At 49.3% G+C, this 17,235-nt stretch carries 20 protein-coding genes; all 20 read left to right on the forward strand.

Annotated features, from left to right (window positions below; all coding sequences use genetic code 11):
* The first annotated feature begins 63 nt into the window (after nucleotides 1–63).
* The 20 genes from ACQYWX_RS12440 to ACQYWX_RS12535 all read left to right on the forward strand — a co-directional run bounded on the left by ACQYWX_RS12440 (nucleotide 64) and on the right by ACQYWX_RS12535 (nucleotide 17,233).
* A complete protein-coding gene (locus tag ACQYWX_RS12440; protein WP_431688990.1) occupies nucleotides 64–1,092 on the forward strand; it encodes an EscU/YscU/HrcU family type III secretion system export apparatus switch protein in 1,029 nt (342 codons plus the stop codon).
* Nucleotides 1,089–3,182 carry a flagellar biosynthesis protein FlhA gene (locus ACQYWX_RS12445; protein WP_431688991.1) on the forward strand — a complete coding sequence of 698 codons (2,094 nt, stop codon included), beginning with the start codon at nucleotides 1,089–1,091 and terminating at the stop codon, nucleotides 3,180–3,182. Before ACQYWX_RS12440 ends, ACQYWX_RS12445 begins: the two co-directional genes overlap by 4 nt.
* 1 nt (nucleotide 3,183) lies before the next feature.
* Nucleotides 3,184–3,891 (forward strand): flagellar hook basal-body protein, encoded by a 708-nt coding sequence (locus ACQYWX_RS12450; protein WP_431688992.1) that lies wholly within the window; start codon nucleotides 3,184–3,186, stop codon nucleotides 3,889–3,891.
* A gap of 12 nt (nucleotides 3,892–3,903) precedes the next feature.
* Nucleotides 3,904–4,668, forward strand: a complete 765-nt coding sequence (gene flgG / locus ACQYWX_RS12455) for a flagellar basal-body rod protein FlgG (RefSeq protein ID WP_431688993.1) — start codon at nucleotides 3,904–3,906, stop codon at nucleotides 4,666–4,668.
* A 156-nt stretch (nucleotides 4,669–4,824) separates the two neighbouring features.
* Complete coding sequence (flgA, locus tag ACQYWX_RS12460) at nucleotides 4,825–5,685, forward strand: flagellar basal body P-ring formation chaperone FlgA (protein WP_431688994.1); 861 nt, start codon at nucleotides 4,825–4,827, stop codon at nucleotides 5,683–5,685.
* Between the two features lie 2 nt (nucleotides 5,686–5,687).
* Complete coding sequence (locus ACQYWX_RS12465; RefSeq protein ID WP_216739852.1) at nucleotides 5,688–6,266, forward strand: flagellar basal body L-ring protein FlgH; 579 nt, start codon at nucleotides 5,688–5,690, stop codon at nucleotides 6,264–6,266.
* Complete coding sequence (locus ACQYWX_RS12470) at nucleotides 6,263–7,387, forward strand: flagellar basal body P-ring protein FlgI (protein WP_216739851.1); 1,125 nt, start codon at nucleotides 6,263–6,265, stop codon at nucleotides 7,385–7,387. Before ACQYWX_RS12465 ends, ACQYWX_RS12470 begins: the two co-directional genes overlap by 4 nt.
* 39 nt (nucleotides 7,388–7,426) lie before the next feature.
* Nucleotides 7,427–7,804: a flagellar basal body protein gene (locus tag ACQYWX_RS12475; RefSeq protein WP_216739850.1), complete on the forward strand. Its 378-nt coding sequence runs from the start codon at nucleotides 7,427–7,429 to the stop codon at nucleotides 7,802–7,804.
* 2 nt (nucleotides 7,805–7,806) lie between these two features.
* Complete coding sequence (gene flgC, locus ACQYWX_RS12480; RefSeq protein ID WP_216739849.1) at nucleotides 7,807–8,208, forward strand: flagellar basal body rod protein FlgC; 402 nt, start codon at nucleotides 7,807–7,809, stop codon at nucleotides 8,206–8,208.
* A gap of 3 nt (nucleotides 8,209–8,211) precedes the next feature.
* The gene (gene fliE / locus ACQYWX_RS12485; RefSeq protein ID WP_216739848.1) at nucleotides 8,212–8,508 is read left to right on the forward strand and encodes a flagellar hook-basal body complex protein FliE; all 297 of its coding nucleotides are present in this window, start codon (nucleotides 8,212–8,214) and stop codon (nucleotides 8,506–8,508) included.
* 17 nt (nucleotides 8,509–8,525) lie between these two features.
* On the forward strand, nucleotides 8,526–9,920 hold the full coding sequence (gene fliF / locus ACQYWX_RS12490) for a flagellar basal-body MS-ring/collar protein FliF (protein WP_431688995.1): 1,395 nt from the start codon (nucleotides 8,526–8,528) through the stop codon (nucleotides 9,918–9,920).
* Nucleotides 9,917–10,393, forward strand: a complete 477-nt coding sequence (locus ACQYWX_RS12495; RefSeq protein ID WP_431688996.1) for a hypothetical protein — start codon at nucleotides 9,917–9,919, stop codon at nucleotides 10,391–10,393. Before fliF ends, ACQYWX_RS12495 begins: the two co-directional genes overlap by 4 nt.
* 190 nt (nucleotides 10,394–10,583) lie before the next feature.
* The gene (locus ACQYWX_RS12500; protein WP_431688997.1) at nucleotides 10,584–11,180 is read left to right on the forward strand and encodes a FliH/SctL family protein; all 597 of its coding nucleotides are present in this window, start codon (nucleotides 10,584–10,586) and stop codon (nucleotides 11,178–11,180) included.
* Between the two features lie 20 nt (nucleotides 11,181–11,200).
* Nucleotides 11,201–12,523 (forward strand): FliI/YscN family ATPase, encoded by a 1,323-nt coding sequence (locus ACQYWX_RS12505; RefSeq protein WP_431688998.1) that lies wholly within the window; start codon nucleotides 11,201–11,203, stop codon nucleotides 12,521–12,523.
* A gap of 47 nt (nucleotides 12,524–12,570) precedes the next feature.
* Nucleotides 12,571–13,044 (forward strand): hypothetical protein, encoded by a 474-nt coding sequence (locus ACQYWX_RS12510; RefSeq protein WP_431688999.1) that lies wholly within the window; start codon nucleotides 12,571–12,573, stop codon nucleotides 13,042–13,044.
* Complete coding sequence (locus ACQYWX_RS12515; protein ID WP_431689000.1) at nucleotides 13,034–13,732, forward strand: hypothetical protein; 699 nt, start codon at nucleotides 13,034–13,036, stop codon at nucleotides 13,730–13,732. Before ACQYWX_RS12510 ends, ACQYWX_RS12515 begins: the two co-directional genes overlap by 11 nt.
* 5 nt (nucleotides 13,733–13,737) lie before the next feature.
* On the forward strand, nucleotides 13,738–14,148 hold the full coding sequence (locus tag ACQYWX_RS12520) for a flagellar hook capping FlgD N-terminal domain-containing protein (protein WP_216739842.1): 411 nt from the start codon (nucleotides 13,738–13,740) through the stop codon (nucleotides 14,146–14,148).
* Nucleotides 14,149–14,160: 12 nt separating this feature from the next.
* Complete coding sequence (flgF, locus tag ACQYWX_RS12525; RefSeq protein ID WP_431689001.1) at nucleotides 14,161–16,134, forward strand: flagellar basal-body rod protein FlgF; 1,974 nt, start codon at nucleotides 14,161–14,163, stop codon at nucleotides 16,132–16,134.
* Entirely contained in the window at nucleotides 16,134–16,892 is a 759-nt protein-coding gene (locus ACQYWX_RS12530) for a FliM/FliN family flagellar motor C-terminal domain-containing protein (protein ID WP_431689002.1), read from the forward strand. Before flgF ends, ACQYWX_RS12530 begins: the two co-directional genes overlap by 1 nt.
* Before the next feature lie 5 nt (nucleotides 16,893–16,897).
* Nucleotides 16,898–17,233, forward strand: a complete 336-nt coding sequence (locus ACQYWX_RS12535) for a FliM/FliN family flagellar motor switch protein (RefSeq protein ID WP_216739839.1) — start codon at nucleotides 16,898–16,900, stop codon at nucleotides 17,231–17,233.
* Nucleotides 17,234–17,235: the final 2 nt, after the last annotated feature.

Consider the following 17,235-nt stretch of genomic DNA (forward strand, 5'->3'; position numbering starts at 1 on the left):
AAATCTGAAAAGACCGAACCCCCTTCGCCCTTTAAACTCCAAGAGGCGAAGAAGAAAGGGAGTGTGGCGAAGAGTCAGGAAGTCAATCATGTCTTCGCTCTCGCCGCCGGTGCGCTGCTATTGTGGTCAGTATCGCAGGATCTCGCCACGCGTTTCTTCAGCTTGTGTCAAAAGCTGTTTGCAGATGCGGCGTCTGTTGACTTTGACATTATGACGGTCAGAACCTGGGGCGTCTGGATTATCTCGGAGATAGGCTGGATATTGAGTCCGTTGCTGGTTGTAATGATGGTTATCGGCGTGTTGTGCTCAATGGCTCAAACAGGTCCTGTATTTTCTTTCCATCCAATCAAACCTGACATTAAGCGTATCAATCCAATTGCAGGCTTTAAGCGTTTGTTCTCCGTCAAAATATTGTTTGAGCTGGGGAAAAACCTGATCAAACTGGCGTTGTTGGGGAGTGTGCTGTACTGGACTTTGGCTGACCTGATGCCGGAATTTTTTGGGCTAACCGCCAAGTCGGCGGCGACGGCGTTGCCGTCATTCATCGGATATGCTGCGGGCATTATTTTCAAACTGACGGCGGCGCTATTGCTGATTGCAGTCATTGATATGTTGTTCACCCGCTGGGAGTTCATGCGCAACATGCGTATGACTAAGAAAGAAGTCAAAGATGAAATAAAGAGGCGCGAAGGCGATCCTCATATCAGGGCGAAAAGGAAAGAGTTGGAAAGGGAGCTGCGTAAGCGCGCTGGCTCCGCAGCCAGTGTTCCTGAGGCGGACCTGATTATCACTAACCCGGAACACTACGCAGTGGTTGTAAAGTATGACGCAAAAAGAATGGCTGCGCCGACAGTGACGGGGAAAGGCGTGGACGCCATGGCGAAACACTTAAGGGACCTGGCGCGTCAGCATCAGGTGCCCATTATTCAAGATCCGCCGCTGGCCCGTTATTTGTTCAAGAAAACTGAGATTGGCTCGATGATTCCAGAGGATGCGTTTGTGGGGGTGGCAAGGGCTTTACGCCGCGCTTATCAAATCAAAAGAGAACGGCAGGGGAGAGATCAGTTTAGCGTGAAAGGGGCCGCCACATGATGAATAGACCGTCGATGGCTTCATTGCTGGGAACACGCAGCGAGCTTGCGCTTGTATTGGGAATGGTGGGCATACTGCTGGTGCTTTTTACACCTATTCCCTCGCAGCTATTGGATGTGCTGCTCATTATCAATTTCAGTTTTGGTTTGTTGATCCTTTTATTAACTTTCTTTGTTGATAAACCACTGGGATTCTCAACCTTTCCTTCTCTATTGCTTATCGCAACGCTTTTTCGGCTGTCTCTAAATATCGCCGCAACACGACTTATTTTGTCCGATGGCGATGCTGGCGATGTGATTAACGCCATCGGCACTTATGTTGTGGGCGGTAACTACGTTATAGGACTTGTCGTTTTTCTCATATTGATTGTCGTTCAGTATGTGGTGGTCACCAATGGAGCCCAAAGGGTGGCGGAAGTTGCCGCTCGATTTACCCTGGATAGCATGCCGGGTAAACAAATGAGTATCGACGCCGACATGAACATGGGGCTCATTGATGAAAAAGAAGCTCGTGAGAGGCGTCAGAATATTGAGCGTGAAGCCAGCTTTTATGGGGCAATGGACGGCGCCAGTAAGTTTGTGAAAGGCGACGCTATTGCGGGTATTTTAATAATCCTGATCGACATAATTGGCGGGTTGACCGTTGGGATTGCGCAGCGAGGCCTTAGCTGGGGTGAAGCGCTTCACAACTATACTTTGCTGACAGTTGGCGACGGCATTGTCACTCAGATCCCCGCACTGGTTATTTCCACTGCAACAGGCATTATCATCACCCGCGCAGCGACAGACGCATTCCTGGGCGATGAAATATCCAGGCAGGTCACTCGTTATCCAAAGAGCCTTGTCATCGTTACTCTGGGGTTGCTTTCATTATTGCTTCTGCCAGGAATCCCGGCGCTCCCGATTTTTATTGTCGCTTCACTGATGGCTGCGTTGGTGGTGTATGCCTTCAAACAGAACAAGTACCAGGAAGCTGAGGATAACGTCGAAGATCGGGAAGATGCAGAAAAGGACATCTATGAAGAGCTGAAAGTAGAACCTTTGGAGATTTCTCTTGGGCCCGCTATCGCTGGATATCTAGGGGCGAGTGAAGGCGCTTTGATGGAAGAGATCAAGAGGCTCCGCAAACAGCTGGCGCTCGAGCTGGGATTCGTTTTACCGAATGTGAAGATATATCAGACAGATCGCAATAATGAACGCGAATATAAAGTCTGCGTACATGGCGCTCAAGTTGCTGAAGGCGAGTTGTACTCCGATCGAATATTAGCGATCAGTGCGCAGGACCTGACGGATAAATTACCCGGGGTGTCGGTGAAAGACCCTACCTATGGGCTGCCTGCGGTCTGGATTGAGGAGAATTTAAAAGAAAAAGCGCGACAGTTTAACTGTACCTTGGTTGACCCGCTAACCGTGATGCTGACTCATGTAAATGAAACGGTCAGGTCTCAAGCGCCGGCCCTTTTGACCCGGTCAGAAACAGAAAAACTGATGGGAAGAGTACGTACTGCGCAGTCCTCTCTGTATGAAGAGCTGGTTCCCAACACATTGACGCTCTCCGATATTCAAAAGGTGCTGCAGCAACTGCTACAGGAAAAAGTGTCCATCAGGAATATTGAGCTTATCGCGGAGGCGTTGGTCGATGCAGGCAAAGTGAGTAAGGACCATGAGCAGTTAGCGGACCAAGTGCGGCAAAAACTCGGCGCCGAAATCTGCCAGGATTTGGTTGCGCAGGACCGTTACCTTCATGTTATGAGTTTGGATCCGGGAGTTGAGCAGCTGATGCAGTCCGGCATCAGAGTGACGGAACAAGGTGCGTCTTTATATATCGATCCGAAGTTGACGGAGCAGGTGTTAAGCAGCATGGCTCGTCAGGTTGAGAAAATGATGTCAGCCGGCTTGAAGCCTGTGCTGATTACCTCACCTGGTATTCGCCGGCATATAAGAAAACTGTCAGGTCGACTATTGCCTCATCTTACTGTGTTGGCGTTAACCGAGGTTCCTGTCGGTATGAACATCAAATCTTTTTCTATTGTGGAAGTCGATCGCGGCTTGATTAACCGCGCGACGAATAAAGAAAGGAAGGAAAGTTAATATGGCTGACGTAGTAAGTGCAATTCAGCTTACCTTGAATGCTGATTTGGAACGTTTACGGACTATTAGTCAGAACTTATCTAATCAAGGCGCTCCAGCATATAAGCGTGACCAATTGATCGTGGATAAGTTTCAAACTGCATTTATGAATGAAGCGAAACTAGAGCCAGATTTGACGCTGCAGAAAGACTTTACACAGGGCGCTTTCAAGATGACTGGGAACGCCATGGACATCGCTTTGGATGGAGAGGGATTTCTTATGGCTTCTTCCGGCGATAAAACGTTCTTCACTCGTAAGGGGCAACTGCGCCTGAATCCAGACGGCTATCTGGGGCTGGTCACCGGGGAGCGAGTATTAGGGAGTAGTGGACCTGTCGCACTGAGTGATGCCGATTTTGAAGTGCAACCAGACGGCTCAATTGTTCAGGACGGTGTTGTATTGGACAAGCTGGCGATAGCCGTATTTCAGAATCCCGAACAGCTGAGCTACGCCGGCGAAGGGCTTTTCGAAAATCCGTCTATGCAGGCTTCAACTGAGGCGTCAGATACCCAGGTTATGCAGTCTTATTTGGAAATGTCCAACGTCAATACAATGGAAGAGATCGTAAGGCTGGTTGAACTCACACGTCATTATCAATTGTCGCATAACGTGCTGAAAGCCTATGACGGCTCTATAGATAGCGCCATTAGCACCTTAGGAAAATTTTAGGAGATACGGTTCATGATTGATGCGTTGTATGTGGCTGAAACTGGTCTACAAGCCGGTCAGAAGCAGATTGAAACCATCTCAAATAATATGGCGAACCTTAACACCGTCGCATACAAGAAAAGTCGGGTGGCGTTTGGCGACTTGATCAGCCGTCAACCCGCAACGTCAGCGGCGGGAAGAAAAGGGGTTAACTCCGTCGGAATGGGAACAAAGGTCGCTGATGTCACCATGCAATTTGATTCTGGAGACCTGAAAGCTACTGAAAATCAACTGGATCTGGCGATACGCGGAGACGGTTTCTTTGAGGTCATGCTGGAAAACGGCGAGTACGGCTATACCCGAAACGGCGCGCTCAAGATCGATGAGGACGGTTACCTGTCCACACTTACTGGACTGCGTCTATCAGATCAGATTCAGATTCCGCCTGATGCCGCAAAAATGCAGATTTCCACTGACGGCGTGGTGAAGGTACAGATTGGCGAAGATGTTCTTGAAGTTGGCGAAATACAGCTGGCCAAGTTCATCAATGATCAGGCTTTGGAATCAGCCGGGCAAGGGCTTTACATTCCGGCGGATGACGCTGGAGCGCCTCTCTATTCGCAAGCGGGCTCCAATGGGCTGGGAATGATTCAACAAGGTTTTTTGGAAAGTTCGAACGTTGATCTGGTGAAAGAATTGGTGGAGTTGGTGACCGCTCAGCGAGGCTATCAAGCTAACTCCCATGTCATCAGAGCGGCGGATGAAATCATGCAGATTACAAATGACCTTCGTGGTTAATCTCTTGCGCGGCTTCTGATGTCAATACTTATACGCTTATTTGGGTGCTTGGTGATAGGAATATGCAGCCTGCCGTGTGTGGCTGAGAATCGCCTGACGCTAAGCCCTTATGCAACCTTGATAGGTGTAAACGATCCAGGGGCGAGAAAGCAGGTCATGCAAGTCGAGTTAAGTCGTCTCGGGGCGGTTCGATTGGACCCGGCTCAGGATGAAAATAAGTTGCCGACTATTGAACTTTCACCACGTCAGCTTAGTGTGGAGTCTATTTCCAAGGTGGAAATAGAAAAGCAACTTGCGCGTTGGAGTTCAAATGCAAGCATGCCTTCATGGAGATTGGAAGGGCCGGATCATATCCAGCTTAAGGTTGTGGCGGAAAAGATTGACCCGGATGCTCTCGAAGAAAAGGCTGGCGCTTATTTAAAGCGTTGGCTTGTCGAGGCGGGCTTTCAAGAGGTTGAAGTAACGCCGGTAAGCGCGAGGAAAAGAAACATTCTGGTTTCTAAACAGATGGCGGGAATACAGGTTCGCCCCTTGGAATTGGGTGTTTTGTCCCGCCGCATATGTGTGTGGATGGATATCGTCGACGCTTCCGGCGCAGTGCTTAATAGTGCGCCAGTGTGGTTTGAAGTATCAGCTATGGGGGAAGTTTGGACGCCCTCAGTAGACGCGGATAGGGGGATGTCTGTGGGCTCTCATCCTTTGAAGAGAGAGCTGATTGATGTCGCTGCGGCGGGTATTGAGCCTGCATTGAAAAAGGACTTTGAAGGTAAAGAGTTCTCAAAACGGGTCGGGGCGGGCCAGCCGATTACCAAGGATATGCTAAGGGCGGTTCCGGAAGTTAAGAACGGCGACGTTGTTTCTGTTGAAGTGCGTGTTGGCACGGTTTATCTGCGCAGTCGAGCTGAGGCCATGCATGACGCTTACGTGGGCGATCGAGTCAAATTAAAGTCGGTTAGCAGTGGAGAAACCATGTTGGGCGTGGTTTTGTCAGCTGGTCGAGTGTGGATAGGAAGTTAATTGTGAAGTGGTTAATACGAGCATTTTGTTTGTTAAGCGTGCTGGCGCTGCCGAACCTGGTACTTGCCGAGAGTCTGTTTGATGAGGCCAGCTTTCGGCCTTTGACGTCAGATAAGAAGGCATATCGGGTAGGCGATAACCTGACGGTTCTGATTGTAGAAGTATCTAAAGCCGGTGCGAGCAGCGACTCGAAGGTTAATCAGTCACTAGAGGCTTCCGGTTCATTTGGGCAAACCAATCGTACGGAAGTGGGCAGCCTTGAACTTGGACTAGGTAGAAACAGCGGCGCCAGCACGCAACGTGAAGGTGAGTTGCGAGCCCGTGTCAGTGTTGATGTTATCGATAAAGACGATGTGGGCAGACTGCTAATCTCTGGCGAGCAGAAAATTACGGTTAACGGCGAAAAACAGACGATTAAGTTAACTGGTTGGGTAAGGGAAGAGGACATCACAGCGCAAAATACGATTCTCTCAACCAGAATTTCCGACGCGCAAATCGAATACAACGGAAAAGGCATCTTGGGAGATTCCGATGATAGAGGCTTTATTCACTGGTTCCTTACCAAGGTGGGCTTGATATGAGTCGCGTTATTAGACGACTTTATTGGTCGCTGGCGTTGATATGTTTTGTCGTAGCCCAAACTGCCAGCGCCTCATCTGTGCGCCTGAAAGAGTTGGCTCGAATCGAAGGCGTGAGAGAAAACTCATTGTTTGGTTATGGACTGGTCGTCGGACTGGCGGGCACGGGTGATACTCACAGAAGTAAGGCGACCTTGCAAAGTATCGCAAATACCCTTCAACAATTTGGCATTAGTCTGGATTCTGACGAAATCGCCAGCCGCAACGTGGCGGCGGTGACATTGACGGCCAAGTTACCGCCGTTTGCAAACAGCGGCGATATGATCGACGTGAATGTTTCGTCCATGGGGGACGCCAGAAGTCTGGTTGGTGGAACACTGTTGCTGGCTCCACTAAAAGCGGTGAACGGTAAGATTTATGCGGTTGCGCAAGGCCAGGTTTCTGTAGGTGGCTTTAGTTACGACCTGAATGGCAATGTAGTACAGAAGAATCATCCTACCGTTGGCGTTATTCCTTCTGGCGCTTCAGTTGAGAGAGGACTCTCGACCGACTTGGTCGGGGAGGATGGGTATATCAATGTCATATTGAATCAACCGGATTTTACAACTGCCAGCCGTATCAAGAACGCCATTAATAAGACTTTAGGTTCTGGAAAAGCGAGGGCCGTTCACGCTGGTAAGGTCTCGGTTTTGGCCCCGGTTGGTGAATATGATCTCGTTGACTACTTGACCCGGATTGAAAATGCGGTCATTGAGCCTGACCGAGTCGCCACGGTGGTGGTCAACGAACGTACAGGGACTGTAGTGGCGGGCGGCGATGTCACCATCGACAACGTCACTATTTCCCACGGCAATATCAAAGTGGTGATTTCCACAGATTACCAAGTGTCTCAGCCAATATTTGTAAGAGAAACTGGTAGAGGGGTTTCGACAGTAGTCACTCCGGATACATCAATTGATGTTGAAGAGTCTGTTGCAGAGCCTGTTCGCTTATCTTCCGGGGCCTCGATTGCAGATCTGGTGACGGCGTTGCGGCAGATAAAGACCAGTACTCGAGACGTCATTACGATACTGCAACTGATAAAAACGGCAGGCGCACTCCATGCGCAGCTAGTCATTCAATAAAGCGGCGCAGCTGCGAAGAACTCGAAAGCGTAGTCATATATGGAATTTTTAACTTCAGTTACATCGACACTCTTGAATAAATCGTTAGATGCGGCGCAGCTACAGCAGCGTTTAATCGCCCAAAACGTGGCTAATGCGTCGACAGAAGGCTATAGAGCCATGTCTCTTAACTTTAAGGCCGCTCTGCAACATATCGACGCAGTCGCCAACAGCAGCTTGAATGATGCGGACAAGGTTGACCGCATTAACAACGTGAATTTCAACCAGTTCGTCTCTCTGGAAGAAACGGCGGCGAAAGTTGAGCTGGATGAGCAAATCCTGGCGCTGAATAAAAATGTCATCAATTACCAGGCACTGCTAACCGCTAAATCGAAGTTAGGCGGAATTATGAAACTGGCTATTAATGGGGGACGTTAATCATGGATTACTTGCAAGTTTTTGACATTAGCGGCTCTGGACTTGATTTCCAAAAGCTCCGGCTGCAAGCGGTTGCGACGAACCTGGCCAATGTGTATTCCACTACGTCGAAGGCCGGCGCTTCCTTTAAGCCTCTTATGGCCGTCGCGACGGCTGAGCAGACTGGCGGCGCTCTGCGAGGGGTCGGAGATATGCAGTTGGTGGAAAGAGACGTTGAGCCTCGCTTGAAATACGACCCTGCGCACCCTCATGCGAATGCCGAGGGGTATGTGGAAATGCCCGCGATTAATCCAGTCGATGAAATGACCTCAATGATGCTGGCTACCCGTGCATATGAAGCCAATATCAGCGTCATGAGCGCAGCGAAAACGATGGCGTTGAAAGCACTGGAAATAGGAAGTTAAAGAATGACAGTTGAAGCAATATTGGGTGTCGGCGCAATTGGGGAAAGCTCGCTTCTTCAAAAATCCGCCAAGACGAGCGGTGTTTCTTTTGCTGACTGGCTTGGCGGTGAAGTCCAGCAGGTTAACCAACAGATAGCCGCCGCTGACAGCGCTGCAAGATCTTTGGCTACTGGAGACGCCGAAAATCTGCATCAGGTAATGATAGCTTTAGATAAAGCGCAGCTATCCATGAGCCTGATGGTTGAAGTGAGAAATCGCCTTCTTGAGAGCTATCAAGAAGTGATGAGAATGTCTATTTAATTTAAAGGTAGTAACAGATGGCGGGTTTTTGGTCAGAATGGTCCAGCGGCAGACGAGTGGCGTTTGTATTGGCTACATTAATTGTGGTCGGCGCTGGAGTGGCCTTATACATGATGTTGACCTCACATAATTATCAAGTTCTATATAAGGATTTGGACACGGAGCAGGCGGCCAAACTGACCGAGAAACTGGATGAGCTGAAAATCCCCTATCAACTCGGCGCCCAGGGCTCTCAGGTATTAGTGTCTCAAGATGATTTGTATAACGCCAAGCTTAAATTGGCGTCTTCAGGTTATGCCTTAAATGGCGGGGTTGGCTTTGAGCTATTTGATGAAGCGGATTACGGTATGACGGAGTTCGCTCAGAAAATAAATTATCAACGCGCCCTGCAAGGTGAACTGGCCAGAACCATCATGTCATTTGATGAGATCAAGTTCGCTCGCGTTCACTTAGTATTGCCAGAGTCTTCTTTATTCAAAAAGGATACTAAGCAGCCAAAAGCTTCCGTGACGATAGTGATGGAAGAAGGCAAATATCTTTCAGTGGATCAGATTAATGGCATTCAGAATCTGGTCGCTGCGTCTGTAGAAGGGTTGAAACCTGAGACAGTGACATTGCTGAACCACAAGGGCGTGGCGCTGACCCAGATGGAAACGGGTGATCAGGTTGCCGTGTCCGCCCAATTGAAAGGCAAAAGTGCGATGGAAGCGTTTCTACAGCACAAGGTCGGAGCGATTCTTAACCAGATTTTTGATGAAGGCGCGACGGCGGTTCGAGTTGACGTTGCGTTGAATCACAAACGTGTGGAAAGAGTTCGTGAAACCCTGGTTCCATTTGGTGGTACAGACAAAGGGGCGGTGATTAAATCCAGTGTTAATCGCCAGTACGACGTTCCAGAGCAAGAGGGCAGAAAGAAGCCCTCCTCGGTTGTCAGCTCTGATGTGAAAGAAGAAGAGTTTGCGTATGGCAAGCAGGTGGAAACGCTATCCGATGCAGGTGGCGAAGTAGAGCGAATCACCGTCAGTGTCGTTATTCCCGCTAACGCCTCTGCCGAACAAACTGAAGCCGTTAAATCCTTGATTGCATCAGCTATAGGGCTGGATTTTGAACGGGGCGACCTAATCAATGTCGCAGCAATGGGCGTTGGCGGTCTGGAGCCAGTTCTTCAACCAGAGTCACCTGAAAAGGCTTCAATGGCGGTCGCTACTACTAAGCCAAATTTAGAGCAGGCGCCATGGGAAAATTTGAAATACCTGCAGCTAACTGTGGTGGCGTTGGTTGCCGTCGCCCTGCTTCTGCTTATTCTGTTGATGGCGTTTTCTGGACGCCGTAAGCCTAAGCTCAGCGCGGCAGAGAGAGAAGAGACTTTGGCGGAAATAAAAGCCTGGCTTAATTCGGTAGATCGTGTATGAACGGAGCTTCCCCCGAAAAGTTAATTGCTTTGCGCCTTATGGGGTTAGCCAGTTCCGACAGGAACTGGATATTGGCGCAACTCGGACCTGAGCAGAGGAAAAAAGCGCAAGCGGCGATTGAGCATCTTACGCTGATGAAGCGCGCCCGACGCAAACTGGAATTTGACGATGTATACGCTGCGTTGTCGGAACAGGAAGAAAGCCAGGAGTTGTCAGGCGTAGAGGAAGCTATCAGCTCTGCGGAAGTTTCGACTTTCCTTAACTTGAGTCTACCTCTGCAGACTCTTGTCTATTGTGCGATGAACGAAATGCAGAGAGCGCATTTGGATAGCTTTCTAGATAAGAAAACCAAGCATCACCTTCAGCAAAAATCAGCCTCTTCGGGCCACCTGTCCGAACGGGTAAGGAGAGAGTTGATACGCCAGTTGTCAGCTGATGCGCCCTTAGCTCCAGAGGTGGCGAGCCGTGGATAAAATTTTACGCTCTTCGTCTGTCGCTGGCTCACGCCGGCTTTCTTATCGTGCGGAAAACGCCAAGGCGTCTGGTTCAGCTCCTCAGAAGACGGCTTTTACGGAACAAGCTTTTGAAGCCAGCGTTTCTACTCCGAACGAGGAGAGCATAGACGAAGCATTGGCGTCCGAGTCATCCAGGCAACTCGTTGCGATGCAGCGTAAGTTGGATGAAGTGTTACGAGAAAAAGAAGGTTTAGAGCGACGGCTTGCTGACTTTGAAAGCCAGTTAAAAGAAGCGACTCAAGAGACCTATGATGAAGCGAAAAAGAAGGGATATGAAGCCGGCGTCGAAGAAGGACGTACGCACAGTCAGAAGGAAATTGAAGAGGCTTTGGAGCAGTTCAGCGTTTTACTGAAGAATATTGAGACGCAGGCGGATACCGCCTTTAATCAGCTTGAATCCATTTCTACTGATGTTGGCTTTGCGGTGGTTTGTAAAATACTAGGAGAAAAGCTGGTCTCACGAGAGACAGTTTTGGCTTCTGTGAACGCCGTACTGGAAGCCATCCGTGATGCAGGCCACCTCAAAATATATTTGAGTCAGCGAGATTATGCGCTGTTAAGCCCTGTAGCGGATGGAGAGCTGGCGAGCGGCTCCGGCAAGGTAGAGCTTGTAATTGACTCAAGAATAAACATAGGCGGCTGTCGAGTAGAAGCCAACACGGGCTCTTGGGATGGTCGCCTAGAGTCGCAATTGAGAATTTTGCGACAAAAACTGGAAGAGTTCTCCGATAGTGAGAAAAGTTAGAGTGTTGTTGTGGTGGCCTCTTGAAAGATAACGCTATTTCTCGAATGATCGACGCCATCAAAGGGTGCGAGACTGTTCGTCGTATTGGGCGAGTGGAGCAGTTTTATGGCTCGGTATTGGAGTGCGCTGGCCCGGATGCTTTTCTGGGTGAAGTATGCGAGGTTTTTTCACCTGGTCAAATGACCTCAATTGCAGCAGAGGTCGTCGGATTTCGTCATGGCAGGGTTCTATTGATGCCCCTGGGGCGCGTAACAGGGATTCATGTGGGCAGTGAAGTCGTTGCGACAGGACTGCCGGCCAGCGTAACGGTCAGTGACAGTATGTTAGGCAGAGTGGTGAATGCTTTTGGCGCGCCTCTTGATGGCGGACTATTGTCTGGCGCCGGAAAGAGTTACCCGCTATATAAAGAGCCGATTAATCCCATGGAGCGAGCGCCTTGTGATGAGCCGTTAAGGATGGGGGTTAGGGTTATTGATGCATTCTGCGCAATGGCCAAAGGGCAGAGAGTGGGGATATTTGCAGGTAGCGGCGTTGGTAAAAGCACCTTATTGGGAATGATCGCCAAGCAATGTGATGCGGAAGTAAATGTCATCGCTATGATTGGCGAGCGAGGTAGAGAAGTCAGTGAGTTTATCCAGGACAACCTGGGCCCGAATGGTCTGAATAAAAGCGTTGTTGTTGCGGCTACAGCGGACGAGCCCGCCCTGGTGCGCGTTCATGCTGCATTTGTCGCTACGGCTATCGCCGAATATTTCAGAGATCAAGGCAAGCACGTCATGCTGTATATGGATTCCATTACCAGACTGGCGACAGCGCAACGTGAAATAGGGCTCGCAATTGGTGAGCCGCCAACCTCAAGGGGATATACGCCCTCGACATTCTCTTTGCTGCCAAGGCTGACGGAGCGTGCGGGAATATTCAAGAGTGGCGGCTCTATCTCTGCGTTGTATACAGTTTTGGTTGAAGGCGATGACTTCAATGAACCTGTCTCAGATACAGTTCGTTCTATCTTGGATGGTCATATTATGCTCAAGCGGAGCCTGGCCCATCAGGGAATATTTCCCGCTATCGATATTCGCGAAAGCATGAGTCGTCTTTTCCAGCGAGTGACAGGCAAAGAGCAGCAAGCGGCTGTAAGAGAATTGATCCGGCTCGAAAGTCTATATCAGGAATCCAAGGAACTGATTGAGTTGGGAGCATATAAACAAGGCGGAGATCCTGACATCGATTTGGCTATTCGGGTACATAAGTCTCTCAACAAGTTTATCTCTCAGTCTGAAGGCGAAAGTGGAGTTAGTAGAGACATTGTCGCCGCGCTAAAACAAGTTTTATCTGGAAAGTAATTGATTGGAGTTTTCCCGTTAGGCTAAGGGAATAATCGAGTGCGTTTATGAAAATGTCGAAGCGCGAGCGCGCAATCAGCATCGTCAATAACCAAAACAAACTGGAAACTATTCAGGTTCGCCGGGACTTTATCAAGATTGATAGTGTTTTGACTGAACTTGGCGACACCAGGGCGACATTGCTGGAACAGATCGATATACAAGAGTCCGAGTTCAGGACGATGCAACAACCTGGGGCGCAGTTGGATCTCCACCGACTGACTGAAATAGGCGGTTGGTTAAATTCGGCAGCTCAGGATTTGCAGATGCTAGACAGGAGTATCAGCGAAGCGGAGTCCGCATTGCGGATACAGCTCGAAAAGCTGGCGCAACTGGAAGCGGCTCAAGAGGTCATTAAACAGAAAATGTTAGACGAGCGCAGTTCGAGATGGGCTGAACTGGAAAGTCAGACTGAGCGAGATTTATCTGAGCTGAGTAACGCTAAAAACCTGCGGTTCACGGAGCTGTCATATGGAGCTTAATGCTGGAGTCGTCGACAAACTCATCGGTGATTGGAAAGACAAGTCTGGAGCTACTGGACCAGGAATTAAAGCGAAATGGCTGTCTACACTGGAAGCGGACATTGACCTGACGCCTGGCGATGATTCACCTGCTAAGCCGGGATTGGACGTGGATGCAAACATAGCCCCAACGGCAAATGAGTCTGCGCCGCCAACTTTAGGCTTGCTCCAGTCAGGCGTCGCGAATGAGGTGATTGTAAAAAGCTCTTTAGCAAGCAGTATTTCGCCTATCAATAACGTATCTATTGCGCCGCCAACTGTCGACAAGGGCGTTAAAGGGATCAATGCCAAGAGTGCGGATACGCTGGTGGGTATGAGGCAAACGTCGAGCCTGGATGAGCGGCAGAGCGTTGGCAAGAGTAATCGTTTAGTGACGACGCGCTCTACGGAGTACGTCTCTCAATTGTTGGGAGAGCTTTATCCCGCCACCAATATTCATATCACTAAAAACGGAGACAAGCTGGTGGTATGGATAAGGGATTATAAACAGCAGCACAAACAAGCGCTGTTGGACTTAAGCAAAGTGATTGTAGAGACGCTTGGATGCGATGAAGATCAGCTCAGCTTTATGTTTAACGGTAAACCGCTTCATGAAGACAAGGACAGCTTGTCAGCGGTGTCGGCTAGAAACACTTTTAATCAGGAATAGGTTGTATGGCGATAGATTCTATAGCGCGAGTGAGCGCCGAAGCTGGCGGGTTAAAGCAGAACACGGTGGGAATCGAAGACTTCCTGCAAATATTCCTGACGCAGCTGACTTTTCAGGATCCATTGGAGCCAGTCGATAACAGAGAGTTTATTGCGCAGCTGGCTCAGTTTTCTTCGTTGGAAACCGCGACCAGAACGAATGAGAACATCGAAGGTTTGCTGGATGTGCAGTCTGTGGCTCAAACCGTTGGCCTGATAGGAAAAACGGTGCAAGTAAATGATGAGCAGGGATTTGCTGTCGGCAAAGTTTCAACCATTACCTTTAATAATGGAAAGCCTGAAATAACAATGGTCCAGGAAGATGGGACGCCTATTGTAGGAATCAGCCCTTCAAGAATTTCTCTGGTGCGCGAATAGGGAGGTGCGTTTATGAGCATGAGTTCAATATATTCCAGCTTGAGCGGGATGCTGGGCTTCTCGAAGGGGTTGGAAAACTCAAGCAACAATGTGTCAAACCTGAACACGCCAGGCTTCAAAGGGCGTGACGTATTTTTTCAGGAGCTAAATCCCTACAGTGACGGTCAGGGCTCTCATTATGACGGCGTTAAGGTAAATGGCAGCGGCGTACGATTCACTGCCGGCGACCTCACTACCACCGGCAATAATACTGACCTCGCCATTGATGGGGCGGGCTTTTTTATTTTACGCGGGGAAGGTGAAAACCTGTACACCAGAGCAGGCCAGTTTCGTCTGGATAACGATGGTTATCTCGTCGACCAAAACTCCAATCGCAGAGTCGCTGCTTTAGGAGGGGGGAATAAGCTATCGGACCTGAACATAAAAGCGAATATGTTTACCGAAGCGTCCGCTACGACTAAGGCCGCAATAAAAGGAAACATCGACGCGGGTACTTCGGAAGGGGGAACGGTTAACTCAAGTTCAGATTCTCCGCTAACTATTGATGTGATTGATAATCAGGGCGTTAAGCGTACCGTTCGCGTTGCCTTCGTCAAGAAGTTTGGTTCGCAATGGGCGATGCAGCTGAAAGACCAGCAAGGTAATTTTGTTGCGCCTGAGACGATTGTCACTTTCAGCGCAGATGGCTCCATTCGTGCTGAAGACGCCAACCTGTCAATAGACTATCTGCCTTTTTCCGTATTGAGCGCGGAAAAAGCCAAGGAGGTTTTCAAGCAGGATGGTGAGTACGCCTTTACAGATGGCGACTTCACTTCTGCTCCCGCGTTGGCTTTCAACCTGGACGATGAAGTTTTATTCATGGCCAGAAACAATGAAGGGGGCGAGTCGGACTATATTAATAGCGGCGAATTTGCCTTTGACGTTGATGGGAATTTAGTTGTCGCAGGTAGTGGTAAGAGAGTAGCCGGAGTTAACTCCGAAGGAGTGATTACTGATTTCACTCTCGGTGGCTTAAAAGAGAATACAGCCGAAATTACTAAGAATGTCGAGGTGTTTGGTAACTTAGATCCAGAACTTTCTAACCTCCCGGCAGATGGAGAGGATCCCATATTCTTTGATGTCATTCAGACAAATGGAGAAAAGTTGCGGGTTAATATGCACTTTACCAAGCAAACGGAGAGTGAATGGAATTTATTTTTGAGGGATACAGCAGGAGAATTGCTGGGAGGGGCTTATCCACTCAGTTTTGATTCCAATGGCATTTTGGCGTCAGCTAACAGAACACTTCAAGTGTCTTTGCCAGACAGTGACGACACAATGCTTAACGTCAATATAAAGCTCTATGAATCGGACAGTAAAAGTCTGACGCTCAAAGCTGACGCGACTGATGGGGTGTCCGCTGTCGCTGACGGCGAAGAAAAAGGTCAGCTAGAGAAAGTGACTTTTGACGAAAAGGGTGTGGCCCACCTTTCATATTCAAACGGTAAAAGCGCTGTTGGTCCAAGGATTGCGCTGGTTGACAGGGGCGCGGAACCCTCCGCCAATTTTGACTTGTCCTTGAGCGGACTGACATCTCTAAGTGGCGTCAACTCAGTTGAAGTTTCTGATGTTGATGGCTTTGAGGCAGGTCGGGTGACGGAGTTTTCGTTTCAAGAAGACGGCGTCATCGCATTCAAATATTCCAATGGCCAAGAAAAAACAGGGCCCCAGGTGGCTATGGCCAACTTCATGAATGTTAACGCCCTGACTTCGGAAGGCGGCTCACTATTTAGAGCAGGCGAAGACGCGGGTATTACCATCGGCGCAGCTAATGCCGGTGGATTTGGAAAAATAAAAGGCGAGAGTATTGAACTGTCAAATGTAGAGCTTTCCAGAGAGTTTGCGGAAATTATCATTATCCAGCGGGGATATCAGGCCAGCTCTCAGGTAATGAACGTTTCCAATGAGATGATAGAGAATTTATACAACAGCGTAAGGGGACGGTAATGCCGGTCAGGCCTTATAGCCTTTTGGGCGCCTCGTTATTGAAGCGTATTGAAGCGGAGGCGGCCGCATGCGCAGCAGCCTGGTATGGAGAATGGGTGGGAGAGGACGCTGCTGTCAGCATAAGTCTGGCGCAGAGTCAGGATATCGACAGTCAATTGCTTCAGCGGGCGGCATCAGCGGGCGCGCAGGCATTGAGCGCGCCGGGTGTATTTGTGTTGCGAGCCGACCATAGTGAATGGTCTTCTCTACTACTGAAAGAAAAGTTGGCTGACGAAGATATCAGTCATCAGTTGGTTTCCAGGCTCATCAAGCAAGCAATGAGTGAGCTGGCTGAGTCATGGGGACTGGCTGATCAAGTGGAGACTGAACTGTCAGAGTATGTCAGAGAGTACGCGTCAGGCTGGCTTCAAGTCACTATGACTTGGCCCGCCGCATGTGTGGTCCTGCTATGGTCCCCACAGGTCATTGAAAAGCACTTTTCTGCTGATGTGAGTGGGAATAATCGTCCCCAAAGCGCTCCAGAACCGTTGTTGAGTTCCTGTGGGGCCTTGGCGGCAAGGCTGTCTGTCCGTTTGAGCCCGGTGGAGCTGACCGTGCAAGAAGTGACAAGTCTGCAGGTGGGCGATGTTATTAAATTGGATCATAAACTGACTGAACCTGCGTTAGTGTTTACTCAGGACGACGCTTTGCGCTTTCGGGCCAGCCTGGGTGAGAGTGAAGGGGTTAAGTCAGTTAAGCTATTGAATATTAAAGGTTGATATCGATGTCTCAAGAAAAAGACGTGAAAGAAACTAATACTGACGCGCTTGTGGAAGAGGTAATACTGGAGCCAATGAAATCAGGTGAGACAGGTACGAAGCTTAAAAGCGATCCGCTGGATTTGGTAAAAAACGTGAAGGTGACGCTGGATGTGTATCTCGGTGACGCCAATCTGACCGTTGCTGAACTGACGGCGCTGACGAATGAGTCTGTTGTAAAAATGAATAAGCAACTGAATGATCCGATCGAGCTGCTATTGGATGGCAAAGTCGTCGCGCGTGGAAAACTGGTGGCGGTTGACGATGTATTTGGTATTCAAATCACTGAGACTAGTCGTTAAAT

The sequence above is a fragment of the Hahella sp. NBU794 genome (genome assembly GCF_050749805.1).
GTDB lineage: Bacteria > Pseudomonadota > Gammaproteobacteria > Pseudomonadales > Oleiphilaceae > Hahella.